Below are 13282 nucleotides of genomic sequence, written 5' to 3'. Positions count from 1 at the left end.
ACCTCCATTAAAATCATAACTGATACTTACGATTTAGAGAGGTGTTTTTTATCGTCTCATTCTCAGGGTTCACTCCAATACAAAAAGAATAGCGTTTTTTGGTTATATAGATACAAATTTAATTTACCTTGGTAGCAATACGAAAAGTTCCGAAGAACCCAATTTGAGAATTAATGCAATCTTCCATTCCAAGCTATCCACATAAGAATCTATAATACTTTGAAACTTTTTTTCAGATTAATATGTAGTTTTATCCTATAAAGTTAGCTTTTTACTATATCAACCGTACTATCCCACATACCGCTAAAGAATGATCCGATTTGGCGCATAAAACGTGTAAACCAATTTGCTTGTTCTACATCAGATTTTGTTACAAGGTCTATTTGTAATGATTTACCTGATAAGAACCCAGGATCTGCACTATCTCTAGGCAAGATAATCATTTTACTAATTGTTACATCCTTTTTAATAGGCGCTTCGTGTTCCGTATTCGATACTTTAAATTCTTTTTTATAAACGTCATTGTTGCCTTTTGGCATTGGAAGTGACACAGCTTGCTTCGTTTGAACAACTACATCTTTGTCTTTTGCATTTGCTACTCGCACTGTTTCATGCCCTTTTACTACTACATCTTTCCCATAGACTTTCTTCACTTCAAAATTCGCAAATCCATAATCGTATAATTTCTTTGTTTCATCAAAACGTGCCGTATGAGATTTTGCTTTTATCACTACAGAGATTAGGCGCATACCGTTTCTTTCTACTGTACCAGTGAAACAATCTCCCGCTTCTGGAGTAGTTCCCGTTTTCAAACCATCTACACCTTCGTATTGCTTAATTAAGCCTTTTAACATCCAGTTAAAATTCGCCATATCAATTGGATATTTACCACCCTCTTGGAATGTTTTTTTAGGAATTTTTGCAGTATCTAATATTTTAGGAAAATCTTGAATAAGACGTTGCGCTAAGATTGCACAATCCCTTGCAGACATTTTATTTTTCTCGTCTAGAGTTGTCCCTTCTGGGTGATATCCTTTTAAATCTTGGTTTGTTAAGCCTGTAGCGTTTACAAATTTATAATGTTTCATTCCAAACTCTTTCGACTTATCGTTCATCATTTTTACAAAATTGACTTCTTTACCAGCAATCTCTTCAACTAAAGCAATTGTTGCACCGTTTGCAGAGTAAATTGCCATTGCCTCATATAACTCTTTAACCGTATAAGAGCCACCATTTTCTAATGGAACGTTTGATAATGAGCGATCTTGCGAAATCTTATGTGCATATTCAGAGATTTTAACTTTTTGATCCCATTTAAGTTTTCCTTTATCCACCGCTTCATGAACTAAGTATTCACTCATCATTTTTGTCATACTAGCAATTGCCAATGATTCATCTGCATTTTTTTCATATAAAATTTTCCCGGAATTTGCTTCTATTAAAATTGCTGATCCTGCTTCAACGTCTATAGCAGGAACTGTTTCCGCTGATGCTCTTCCAGATGTAACGACCATGCTACAAAATAGTGTAATCACTGTTACTATTGCAATAAATCTCTTGCAAAACATACCTTTCACTTCTGTTACCTCCAATATCTTTGTACTCAAAAAACGTTCTTCTAACATAATCCTCAAAAAAATAGACAGTGTTATCAAATTCTATATACATATAAGACGTTAGGATAACTTTCATATAGACCATCTCATCAAACCCTTTTAGGACAATGACACTTCGTATTCCCACACACATCCCTCTTTTTAATACCTTCGTATTTTTCAAAATGATCCGTACTTTCATATTTTTTAGGATTACACTTAATAGACAGTGTAAGTAATACATTTGTTCCATGTTTACAAAAAAACAGTGTGTTTCGATTAAATATCGAGACACACTGGTAGCTTAGCATTCGTTTATTAGCTATCAAGTTTTTTACTTATTCAATGCAGCTATTTGCTAGACTCATACTAAATAAGAAAAAAACTACATCCTATATTGAATGTAGTTTTTCTAGCTGATTTATTTATTTTTCACTTCATTTTTATAAAAAGCAAACAATGGTTCAATGGCTGGACTAGATAAAAGAGGAATTGCCTTCTCAATCAATTCTCTATCCCAATCAAACCAACGCATTTCCATTAGCATATTAATTTCTGTATCAGTGAACCGTTTCTTTATTTCCTTAGCAGGATTTCCACCTACTATTGTATAAGGTGGAACATCTTTACATACGACAGATCCAGCTGCAATAATTGCACCTTCGCCAATAGTAACGCCAGGCATTATAATAGCATTCATACCAATCCAGGCATCGCTTTTAATGACTGTATCACCCTTCGGTTCATATGATTGTTCTATTTGCTCAATGAATGGATAAACTGTAATCCATTCAGGGTGATGATTATGATTCCCACCCATTAAAATGACAACTCCACTTGCAATACAAACATAATTTCCAATAATGAGTTTATCAAGTTGCCAACCCATCTGTTCAATTGGATTGAAAAGTACTCGAGACTTAGCATCGCCCCATAAATATCTAACGCAACCATCTTCAAAATTTTGATCGCCATAATATCCTGAATAATAGGAGTACTCTCCTACTTCAATAAGTGGATTTGTTACTATATCTTTTAAATACTTCGTTTCAGACCAATGATTATATAATGGATGCTTCATAATTACATTCCTCGCTTCTAAGTATGGTAGATTTAATAATTTACTTAGAAGCTTAATACGACAGCTACATTTTTAAACTTTTTCAAACGACGAATCATTATCTTCAAGCCTTTCTTTTATACTAAAAAAAGCATAACGCAATAAATTACACTAGTCAAATTGTTTAATTTTGAACACATCTTAAACAGCGTAATACTGCAACAAGAACATTAAAACACTCTAACTTTGATACAAATAATATATTGATTACATTTAGTTCATATTTTGTAAAAAAATTTTAATTGCCATGACAAAGCAAACAATAACCACTATTGGTCGTATTAATGACGTCCCTTTTGTAAGCACCATCTTTGCCCCAATATATGACCCTATAATTTGACCAAGCATCATAATCAGCCCAATTGTCCAATCAATTTGGCCAAAAATAATAAAATATAACAAAGCAGCGAAATTACTAGTAAAATTCAAAATCTTAGCATTTGCAGTTGCTCTTGTAGCACTATATCCACATAAAAGAATGAACGCTAAAGCAATTAAGCTACCTGTTCCTGGGCCAAAGAAACCATCATAAAATCCAAGGAATGGAGCCACTGTTAACGCAAATAACAACATACTTATTTTTCTCGGTCGATCTTCGTTTGCTATATTTGGAGATAATAGAAAATAAAGACCAATAATAATAAGTAAGAAAGGTAATATCATGATTAAATATTCTGCTCGTATCTGTAAAATAAGCCATCCACCCAAAATAGATCCAAAAAAGGTCATTAAGATAGACAAACGCATTTCTTTGAGATTAATTTCTTTCTTCTTAATAAAAATCACAGTTGCCATGAGGGTTCCGCTACTCCCTTGTAGTTTATTAGTTGCTATCGCTACAGAAGGAGACATACCTACTAATAACATTACTGGGATAGTTATCATACCACCGCCCCCAGCAATTGTATCTATCCATCCTGCTAAAATAGCTACTAAAAATAGTAATATGAGTAATTCAATAGTAAAATCCATATAAAGGAAATGGGAAGGTTTGAGCTATTACAGCCCAAACCTTCCCATTCTCCCTCCTCTCTTTAAACTAGTTTATGATATCTGTAAAGTAACTCTCTTTCTGGTCGCGTAATCGGCTGGAAACGTATTGCCTGCAAACAATTCTACGTCCATACTTATTATCACCAATCGGAATTTTATATTCTTCCTCCGATAACCTTTCTCTACCATGGGTTACATTTGTTTGCTTACCATAGTATGAATTTGGCATAATCAATAAATCTTCAGATGTAAGCGGGACTTTATAAGTAGGCATTGTCCGTAACAGTTCCAAAAACATGTCGAATTTTAACTTTTCTTCTTCACTTCCCCCCACATAAATCAATCTATTTTCTGCTCCATTCAAACAAGTTGCAATAATATCACCATTATCATCCAAAAATATAATTTGGTTTATTTCCCCTACGAATCCCGATATTTCACCATCCGCCATTCCTGCGATATGAGCAATAGGCATTTTACTTATCGCCAATATATCATCTTTACTGAAGTGATTTTCTTCAAGATGCTTTTGAAGTAATTTTGGTGTTCCAATATGAGTATTGGTTTTTAAATTTAACACCCCTTTTAATAAAAGAGCATCAACCCTCGTAAATTTGCCGCAAGTAATTTCCGAAACTATTAGTTCGACGGATTTATTAAGTCTATTCGATACAATGTCTAAATTCGTATTGAACGATTTCAATCTTTCTTCAATATGTAATTGATCTTTCATATCTGTATACACTGTCGCATCGTTATGTTGATAAAAGTTTCCGCCACCAGTGCTTGCACCGATATTTCGCAAAACTTCATCATTGTTTAAAGGGGAAATGAGATGAAATCTATTTTTCCCTGCATGTTCGGACGGATGAATCAAAGCATCATAATTAAAAAGTGTGGCAAAAAGCCATGTGACCCATTCAGCATAAAAATATTTTTTCATTCTATCGTGTTCGTTTTCACCATAATTAAAGCCTTTGCGATTTTCTCCAGGTAATAGGGTTTCCATAGGATCACACGGAATATTTTTAATAAGGATATGCGGTACGTTTCCACCACAATTCGCTTCTTTTATCATATGAAGTAGTTTTTTTACATCTGAATTCGGAGTTTTCTTTGAATAGTCAATCAAACAAATGAGCCACTCTTTTGAAAAGCTTGCAGCTATTTCTTGATCACAAGTATAAGGATTATGAGTTTTTAATTCATTGTCTATCAGATTCTTGATTTTATCCTTTAATACATTAGGAATAGTAATTTCTTCAATTTCCGTAATCTGCAGTATTCCTTTATTCATTATAAAACCTCCGTTATTTTATTTTTCTACACCATATCTCCTGTTAAATGAACTACCCACTTCTTTTTTGCTCCTTTGCTTTTCGTCAGAACTATTAGAACCACCAATTTACAGATACTAAACGTGAATGATACGAGATTTCCTCTTAGTTACATTTCTCCAACGAATTCCCCTTGAATTAGCATATTTAATTTAAAAATCTAATTCATTTTCTAAAAATTTCTGAAAATAGAAATCAGAATTTTCTTCATACTAACAGTAAAAATATAACACGAAACCAAAAAATGTAAATAGTTAGGATTTTTTATAAAAAATAGTCAGACTACTTTTAGGCTAATTCGCATTTCATTGGACCAGCTATTCCCCTCTATTTTATTTATAACAATTAAACAACCTGTCTTTGCAATAAAAAAAGTCCCCTGAATGATAGAGGACCTTCTTTACAAGTATATTTTATTTTAAAGTTCTTACTTATCTTTTATTTTAAAAGATATTGCTGTAACTTCTTTATTAACAGTTCTGTTCCCTCTGGACTTACAATAATCTTCCCATTCGCTAACGAAATATTCTTATCTGAAATATCACCTGTAATTGCACAAGCTTGTGAAGATTGATATTTCCGCAAAATAATCTGATCATCTTCCACAAACATTTCTAGCGCATCTTTTTCTACAATTCCTAAACTCCGTCTTATTTCCATTGGAATAACAATACGCCCCATACTATCTGCTTTACGAGTACTCCCTCTTGATTTCATAAAATGTCACCCTTTATTTTTATCTACTACTACAGGACTTATTTTAGCAATAAACAGCAATAAGGAATAGTTCGTATTACAGCACTTATTTTAACAGGAAATTCCAATAAGGAATAGCTCATATTAAAGCTTTCTCTTGTTTATTTCTGGTTTTTAAAATATTTATCATTGATTATCTTAATATATTGTTTTCTTTCTGTTAGTTCAAAAATAAATAAAGCCTTATTAATATAGTTAAAACCATCTTCACTAGATTGCTGAAGTTCTAATAAATTTGAACCTTTTTCGAAATTTAGTTCCCCTAATAAGTATAAACTATTTATATTAATGGCTAATTTAATACCTATATCACTGTACTTTATTGCTTCTACATGTTCATATGTAAGATGTAAACATTTTGTTAAGTTATAAATAATTCTTAATTTAATTTCTTTATTTCTAGGAAATTCTATCTTATTAAAATTACTTAAACATTTCTTTAATATGCCTATACTTTTTTCATATTCTCCATTTTCCGCATAGATTACTGCCATTGTATGCATAATATCTATTTCTCTTTCTGATAAAAAATCAGCATTGGTTACAGTTAGTTTTAATGCATGATTTAAAAGATTTAAAGCAGTTTTTGTTAATCTGTTCACCATAAATATAGCAATTGCTTCATGCCATAGTAGAAATTGTTTATTTTCTTTTGACTCGAAATTATTTTCGTTTTTCTCTTTTTTCACTATTTCATAAAGCTCTTCATATTGTTTTTGTTTTATGCAATCTCTTATTACATATTTTACGTTTTCTACATATTTTAATTTTTTATTTTGAGTTAGCGCAAATATATAATTCGGATCAATACCAAGTCTTTCAGATAATTGATACAACAATATGCTAGATGGATAAATAATACCTTTTTCTATCTTACTAATCTGACTTTGTGAACATATTCCCCGACATAGTTCAGATTGTGATATATTTTTTTTCTTTCTAAGTTCTTTAATAATAATACCGAGATTATAGAATTCCATTTCTCCCCCTCAAATGTAACAATTTATGAGTATAAGAATATTTTCCAACTTTTAATGTGATGTAAAATTAATATAGTTACAATTACTAATTATATTGATTTATAGTTTCTTTTACAAACTTGTATTAAAATGAGAGAAATTATTACAATTAAAGGGAATAAAGAGTATTTGATATGATTTTTCAGCTTTATTTCAAATAATAGTTTCTTTTGATTTTTATATGAATAATTTCGAAGGAGCTTATTTTATGAAAAGAATGTTAACCGAAAGAGAGTTAGAAGTGGCTATTTATGTAGCAAAAGGATTAACAGATGCAGAAATTTCCAAAAAGATATATATTAGCCCTAGAAGAATTTCAACGATAATTAATCATATTAAAGAAAAATGGCGTATTCATTCTAGAGTGGAATTAGGTATTTTAGTTTATCATTTTGGGTTTATAGATGCACCCTTATTTTCAAATAAAGAAAGTCATTTATTTGAAAAGATTGCACAATAATTGGCCAAGTATAATTCGTTTAAGTTACAAATAAAAACAGAAAAACCGCTGAACTTTTATTATTTATGGTAATTCTGCATTCTGAAGTTGATGGGCATGTATGGATTGTTAAAAAAACATATAAATCTTATTCTTATAGATATTTTAGTAAGAATGATTGTACTAGAAACTTTTAAAAGGTGAAAACATACCTTTAAACAATGTTTCTTCCGCAACAGCAAGTATAGCTTTTCATTTAAAAAACCTATCCATTTTGATTAAGATTTTTTCAAAAAGGGTAGGTTTCTTCAGTTTATAGGAAAGTTATACTAAACTCATAAAAAAATACAATAAAATAGGTAAAAATGCTATCGCGTCTTTACCTATCCTATGGATAAACAGATTCTCATAAGAAATAGACAACTTCCCAAAGAATTATAAATATATTATTTTAAATTAATTGGTTGTTGTTGAGTAATACAATGAATCATACCACCATTTTTATACAGCTCTCTTACATCTATCCCCAACACTTTACGATCAGGATAAAGTTTTTGAATCATCTCATTTGCTATTTTATCATTAGGATCATTATAGTTTGGAACTAAGATGACTTCATTCGCTATATAATAATTGATATAGGAACCTTTATAATCAAGCTTCTTCCCATTTTTTAATGTAACATTATTCTTACTTAACGGTAGATATACATACTTGTACTTATTACCTGTAGCATCTTTTGCCTGCAGCAACTTGTTAATATCTTTGCCAGACGCTCCCCATTCAGCCAAATCTTTTTCTTTTAACGTTATAATAGTAGATTTATCGTGGAATTTGGCAAATCCATCAATATGAAAATCAGTAATATCTAAGTTAGGTGCTCCATCTAACCAAATAAAATTTGTTACCCCAAGTTCACTAAAATATTTTTCAATATCCTTTTCTGACAATTTAGCGTTCCTATTTTTATTCGTCACAGCACTTCTAGTTAATAAAACAGTTCCATTACCATCCAATTCAAATGCGCCACCTTCAAGAACAAATTTATTCCAATTTATTCTTTCAATGCCTAACTGATTGCTAAGATTCTCACGAAGACGAGCATCTTTCTTATATGGCGTTTTCTTTCCCCATCCGTTAAAGCCTGGATCTAATATCTTTAAATTTTTGTCATTATCGTAAACAAAAATTGGACCAGTATCTCTAGCCCATACATCGTCAGTAGGTGCGATAAAGAAATCAATTTTCTCCATATTTACCCCTTGATCCGTTAGAACTTCAATAATTCTTTCTTTCTCTTCTTGATCATATGCAACAATATGAACTTTTTCGCCTTTACTTAAAGATTCTGTCATTTGAATCCAAATCGGTTCTACTTCTTGCTGATATTTTGACCCGTATGTAAGTTCATGAGGCCATTGTAGCCATGTTCCTTCATGTTTGCTTTTTTCATCTGGCATTGTATACTTTCCTACTATTTTTTGCGCCTCTACTTTCTTCCTATCTTCTCTCTGCGGTTTTTCAATTTCCTTCGCCTGGACTTTCTCAATTCCCTTAATTTGAGCATAACCACTAATAATAGATGTGGTTAGTACAGCACTCATACACAATTTCGTTATTTTTTGCATTTCTTAACCTCCTTTTCTGTTCCACTGTAAACCTTTACATAGTGTTAAGGTCAAGCTTTTTTAATTAAATTATTACGTATGAAGCACGATTTAAATCGAACAATATCTTTCTGCGCAAAATGCAAAAAATCCACTCCGGGGGTGGTATGAAATGTTAACTTGATGAGCATGTGTAACTCCACCATTTATAAAAACTTTGGAATGCATATAAAAAGGTTGGAGAATTAGCTTCTCTAACCTTTTTATATGCACTATTATGTTTATACCTCTAACATCAATCCTTTTGCCTTTTGCCTGTTCCATGTTCAACCTCATATAAATAACAAATAAGAATCAACAATTCCTACTATAATCACCATTGACCCCTATAACATCTCGCGCTTTTTTTCACTTGTTATCTTTTCTGCTCCGTCTACTGTATTTTTTATGAATGTATTCATTTCTAAAACTAATACAGTACATGAAATTTCATATTACATACGTATATATTTATTCAGTTTATAATTAACTATTCAAAAGCAGTTACGATTCTCTCTTTCATTTTCTGTATTACTTCACTGCTTACTATTTTTTGACCAGCAGGAAGTTTTAATATAGCAGCAGCCCCCTTACTAAGGTATATTTCTTGGTCATTATTTTGATTTACTATCAATATTCCTTGCCCTTCAAATTCAAAATAACTAAGATTTTTTGATTCATTTGTATTATTTGTTATTGCTTTATATAACTCATATAAATCTTTACTTCTATTTTCTCCACCCATTCGAATCGGTTCAGCATCATTCGCAACTATTAGTCCTTCTGGCTGCTCACCCTTCATAATAAACCACAGCTTTTCATTTGTTGGTAATAGTATATGCTTAAATTCAGAGCTATTTAAAATTTGCTGTGCTGAAATTGTTTCATAGATTGGTAACGAAAATGAAGAGGTTGTTATTTTTTCAAAACTTACATTTTCAGAAGAACTACTCTTACTATATTGATAATCTTTTAATGCAATCGATTGTACTGGTTCACTTTTATTTTTTGATGCATAACTAATTTTACTAGCGAAAATAATAACAGTCATTAAACAAATGCATGGTATCACAAGCTTAAGTAGTTTTCCCATTCATGAACCCCCACACTTTTAATATTATTAGTTTGCACGGATATTATAAACAGTTTCATTCCACCAAAAATTATTATTGTTATGGAACATACTGAAATTATGATTATAATGATCACCATACCAAGGGTCCATGTAAGTTATATAGTCTGTTCCATTTGTACCTTTATAGAATCCATCAAGTACTAGAAAGTGTCCGATGTTAGCTCCATTTTGCCACATAATGAGTGCAATCATCGGTTGATTACTATTAATTTGATTTTTGAACCAATCATACGATTTTGCTCCAGAACTTATAGCTGAGCTAACACCATATCCCGATAATCCATATTGTATTTCACGTGAAGTTGCAGGATTATTATATGATCCACCTTTGACATATCTAACATACTGGTCTTGTGAAGGAGTTTTCCCAAAATAATTTAAAACTGAAACCGAAGTGCCCGCCCAACACCAATTTGATCTTTCTTGTAATATGTTAGGAACAGATAATTTACGATCTGTTGATGTATTTGGAGGATTTCCATTAATATAAGCTGACGTTACATATACTTTTTTCCCATCTTTAAAATAATAAAACCAACGATTATCTAAATTTCCTGTCCAGTAATCTTTAACCGCTTCACCATACTCCCATCCTTTAAAAGATACTTTTGTATTTCCGGGAATCACATCTAAAATATTTGCATTCAAACTTTTTTCTTCTCTAACATTTACATTCAATGGAGCAGTTGTTCCTGAAAATTCAACTTCTTCTGCTATTACTTTGTGAACACCAGTGAAACTAATTGTGAAGAACAATAAAAACATACAAACAATACATTGCTTTCTTCCCTTCATTTCTCCACCCCTTCATAAGTACTAAAAAACATCAACAATTCATCCTTATTAATTGTTCAAGCTTAATATTACATACTAACGAAAAAAGACTTCTCATAAAGTGAAACTTTAATTAGTGGGGGTTTTATTCATCCCCCACTGATTATTAGTTAAACCAATCGGGCTTTTATGGGCAGTTGATTCCCCACCTAACTTCTTTGCTCTCGCTGAATGTTGAGGTGGGGAATCAACTGCCCGGCAAATAGCGGGATAAATTCCAATACAAAAAAGTAGCCTATAAATTTTTATAGGCTACTTTTCATTTTATCGTTATTACTTAGCTAATTCTTTCGTTCCCTGCATTACATCAACGAAGAATCCCCAGTTGTTCACAACAGAAGAAATACTAATATGCTCATCTGGAGTGTGAACGTTGAATATATCTGGCCCGAATGAAATTGCATCTAATTCAGGCATCTTTTGAACGAATACACTGCATTCAATCCCTGCATGTACAGCAAAGATTTCAACATTTTTATTGTATTTTTCTTGATGTACTTTTTCAAACAAATTACGAATTTGTGAGTTTGGATTGTATGGCCACTCCGGATATTCTGACTCTAATTCAAATGTTGCTCCAACTAATTCAGCAATATATTTAATTTCATCGGCAATATGTCGTTTTAAACTACTTACAGAACTTCTTACTTCGTTTCGCAATTTAATTTCATCTTGCAGCGTTTCAATAACTCCTAAATTTGTTGAACTTTCTACAAGTCCTTTAATATCCATGCTCATACTTTGAATGCCATTTGGAATTAAGAATAATGATGAAATAAGCTGTTTTTGTGTTTCTTTAGCAAATACTTTTTCTACTTTTTCTACTTTCTCATCTAATTTTGTAAGTGTAACATGAACATCTGGATCAACAGCACGCATTTCTTCTTGTAATACTCGTGTCCATGATTTTAACTTTTCTTCAACTTTCTCTACATCTTCTTGACGTAATAAAATTGTAGCTATACTTTCACGTGGAATTGCATTCGTTTTTAATCCGCCATGAGCCTCACTTATATCAAATTGAATATTTATTGATAAATCACGTAAAACTCGTCCTAGTACTTTGTTCGCATTCCCACGTTGTTTATCAATTTCCATACCAGAATGTCCGCCCTTAAGTCCACCAACATATAGACGGTATGTATCCATATCAACTGGTGCCTCATCCCAAATTACTGGAATTGTTTCAACTGCTTTCGCACCACCTGCGCTACTTACAAGTAATTTATGATCTTCTTCAGAATCAATATTTATAAAAATCTTTCCATCAAAATGGTCTGCATCAACAGCAAAAGCTCCGCCCATTGTCGTTTCTTCTTCAGTAGTGATTACTACTTCAAGTGCTGGATGCGGAATATCTTTTGAATCTAATAAAGCTAATGCATATGCAACAGCAATACCGTTATCAGCACCTAAAGTTGTTTGATTCGCATATAGCATGTCTCCAATAATTCGTAACTCAATTGGATCTTTTTCAAAATCATGTACTGTTGCTTGATTTTTTTCACAAACCATATCCATGTGACCTTGAATGATAATAGCTGGTACACTCTCATAGCCAGCAGTTGCGTCTTTTTTAATAATGACGTTTAATGCTTCATCTTGAATCACTTCTAAGTTACGCTCTTTTGCAAAGCCCACTAAATAATCACTAATTTCCTTTTCATTACCTGATCCTCTAGGAATCTTTGAAATTTCTGCAAAATGATAAAATACAGGGTGCTTTGTTAATTTTTCTAAAGTAGAATACATTTTTCAAGCTCCTCTCAAAATGAAAAAATAGTATGTAAGTCTTTTATCATTATACCATGATTCATTATTTTACCTTTCTTTAAACGTATTAAAAATTTATTATGAACAGTTCAATTTAATCCTTCTGCGCTCTATACCTTATACTCTTACATCATTATTAGAATGTTGTAATCTATATCGATTTTTCTAATTTAACAATAGTTGTATACTTTTTAAAGAAACAAATTGAAGGAGATAAATAATATGAAAAAGCTTTTTGCTGTTATGACACTATGTTTATTATTTTCAAGCATTACTATTGGATGTGAGAGAGCATCACTAAATAGAATTGGTAAGGATGTATATTACGTACAGATAAAAGGTGAAGGCGCTATCGAAAAAGTAGAAGGCAGAAGCTTACGGAACTATACGTGACCCGCATATGATGAAGACGGAGTAAAAAAACAAATTACATTTAGAAGTACAAAAAAGAAAACGACCATAAATGAAATGATAATGCGTTTTTACGCCTTTATGTATATCAAGATGATACAGATAAAAATGAAATATCATCTATTGAAATGAAGTCCTACGTAGAAATTCAAAAAGTAGATTTACCTGGAAAAGTAAAAGAAAAATTAAATGTTAACTAATTTGAAACTAATCGGAAAATAACG

The 13282-nt window shown here is 31.6% G+C and carries 11 protein-coding genes and 1 pseudogene; 2 read left to right on the top strand and 10 right to left on the bottom strand.

Features of this window, described 5'->3' with window-relative positions; genetic code table 11:
* Nucleotides 1–263: 263 nt before the first annotated feature.
* The 6 genes from JDS81_RS21360 to JDS81_RS21335 all read right to left on the bottom strand — a co-directional run bounded on the left by JDS81_RS21360 (nt 264) and on the right by JDS81_RS21335 (nt 6781).
* Nucleotides 264–1577 carry a D-alanyl-D-alanine carboxypeptidase family protein gene (locus tag JDS81_RS21360; RefSeq protein ID WP_097954100.1) on the bottom strand — a complete coding sequence of 438 codons (1314 nt, stop codon included), beginning with the start codon at nt 1575–1577 and terminating at the stop codon, nt 264–266.
* 439 nt (nt 1578–2016) lie between these two features.
* Nucleotides 2017–2676: a CatB-related O-acetyltransferase gene (locus JDS81_RS21355; protein WP_000682551.1), complete on the bottom strand. Its 660-nt coding sequence runs from the start codon at nt 2674–2676 to the stop codon at nt 2017–2019.
* A gap of 252 nt (nt 2677–2928) precedes the next feature.
* Nucleotides 2929–3687: a TSUP family transporter gene (locus JDS81_RS21350; RefSeq protein ID WP_000347979.1), complete on the bottom strand. Its 759-nt coding sequence runs from the start codon at nt 3685–3687 to the stop codon at nt 2929–2931.
* A 67-nt stretch (nt 3688–3754) separates the two neighbouring features.
* Complete coding sequence (locus JDS81_RS21345) at nt 3755–5005, bottom strand: hypothetical protein (RefSeq protein WP_097954101.1); 1251 nt, start codon at nt 5003–5005, stop codon at nt 3755–3757.
* A 478-nt stretch (nt 5006–5483) separates the two neighbouring features.
* Nucleotides 5484–5762 carry an AbrB/MazE/SpoVT family DNA-binding domain-containing protein gene (locus JDS81_RS21340; RefSeq protein ID WP_000842219.1) on the bottom strand — a complete coding sequence of 93 codons (279 nt, stop codon included), beginning with the start codon at nt 5760–5762 and terminating at the stop codon, nt 5484–5486.
* Between the two features lie 140 nt (nt 5763–5902).
* Nucleotides 5903–6781, bottom strand: coding sequence for a helix-turn-helix domain-containing protein (locus JDS81_RS21335; protein ID WP_097954102.1), 879 nt, complete (start codon nt 6779–6781; stop codon nt 5903–5905).
* Nucleotides 6782–7028: 247 nt separating this feature from the next.
* Here JDS81_RS21335 and JDS81_RS21330 point away from each other — a divergent pair, with 247 nt between their 5' ends.
* The gene (locus JDS81_RS21330; protein ID WP_000827556.1) at nt 7029–7280 is read left to right on the top strand and encodes a response regulator transcription factor; all 252 of its coding nucleotides are present in this window, start codon (nt 7029–7031) and stop codon (nt 7278–7280) included.
* A gap of 425 nt (nt 7281–7705) precedes the next feature.
* On the opposite strand, the gene JDS81_RS21325 is transcribed toward JDS81_RS21330, so the two are convergent.
* The 4 genes from JDS81_RS21325 to pepD form a co-directional block, all read right to left on the bottom strand.
* Nucleotides 7706–8887 carry an agmatine deiminase family protein gene (locus tag JDS81_RS21325; protein WP_142311450.1) on the bottom strand — a complete coding sequence of 394 codons (1182 nt, stop codon included), beginning with the start codon at nt 8885–8887 and terminating at the stop codon, nt 7706–7708.
* 508 nt (nt 8888–9395) lie between these two features.
* Nucleotides 9396–9998 (bottom strand): hypothetical protein, encoded by a 603-nt coding sequence (locus JDS81_RS21320; RefSeq protein WP_097954104.1) that lies wholly within the window; start codon nt 9996–9998, stop codon nt 9396–9398.
* Between the two features lie 27 nt (nt 9999–10025).
* Nucleotides 10026–10835: a papain-like cysteine protease family protein gene (locus JDS81_RS21315; RefSeq protein ID WP_097954105.1), complete on the bottom strand. Its 810-nt coding sequence runs from the start codon at nt 10833–10835 to the stop codon at nt 10026–10028.
* 312 nt (nt 10836–11147) lie between these two features.
* Nucleotides 11148–12626 carry a beta-Ala-His dipeptidase gene (pepD, locus tag JDS81_RS21310; protein ID WP_097954106.1) on the bottom strand — a complete coding sequence of 493 codons (1479 nt, stop codon included), beginning with the start codon at nt 12624–12626 and terminating at the stop codon, nt 11148–11150.
* 243 nt (nt 12627–12869) lie between these two features.
* Here pepD and JDS81_RS21305 point away from each other — a divergent pair.
* Nucleotides 12870–13258 (top strand): annotated as a pseudogene (locus tag JDS81_RS21305) (YxeA family protein).
* The last annotated feature ends 24 nt before the right edge of the window (nt 13259–13282 follow it).

Origin of the sequence: Bacillus cereus group sp. N31 (assembly GCF_016483245.1) — a bacterium.
Taxonomy (GTDB): domain Bacteria; phylum Bacillota; class Bacilli; order Bacillales; family Bacillaceae_G; genus Bacillus_A; species Bacillus_A toyonensis.
The sequence above is the reverse complement of the archived record's forward strand: the minus strand, read 5'-3'. Positions and strand labels throughout refer to the sequence as shown.

Coding starts and splice junctions, on each gene's coding strand:
- JDS81_RS21335 (WP_097954102.1), bottom strand. CDS start 6,781: ATGGAATTCTATAATCTCGGTATTATTATTAAAGAACTTAGAAAGAAA.
- JDS81_RS21315 (WP_097954105.1), bottom strand. CDS start 10,835: ATGAAGGGAAGAAAGCAATGTATTGTTTGTATGTTTTTATTGTTCTTC.
- pepD (WP_097954106.1), bottom strand. CDS start 12,626: ATGTATTCTACTTTAGAAAAATTAACAAAGCACCCTGTATTTTATCAT.
- JDS81_RS21325 (WP_142311450.1), bottom strand. CDS start 8,887: ATGCAAAAAATAACGAAATTGTGTATGAGTGCTGTACTAACCACATCT.
- JDS81_RS21340 (WP_000842219.1), bottom strand. CDS start 5,762: ATGAAATCAAGAGGGAGTACTCGTAAAGCAGATAGTATGGGGCGTATT.
- JDS81_RS21350 (WP_000347979.1), bottom strand. CDS start 3,687: ATGGATTTTACTATTGAATTACTCATATTACTATTTTTAGTAGCTATT.
- JDS81_RS21320 (WP_097954104.1), bottom strand. CDS start 9,998: ATGGGAAAACTACTTAAGCTTGTGATACCATGCATTTGTTTAATGACT.
- JDS81_RS21355 (WP_000682551.1), bottom strand. CDS start 2,676: ATGAAGCATCCATTATATAATCATTGGTCTGAAACGAAGTATTTAAAA.
- JDS81_RS21330 (WP_000827556.1), top strand. CDS start 7,029: ATGAAAAGAATGTTAACCGAAAGAGAGTTAGAAGTGGCTATTTATGTA.
- JDS81_RS21345 (WP_097954101.1), bottom strand. CDS start 5,005: ATGAATAAAGGAATACTGCAGATTACGGAAATTGAAGAAATTACTATT.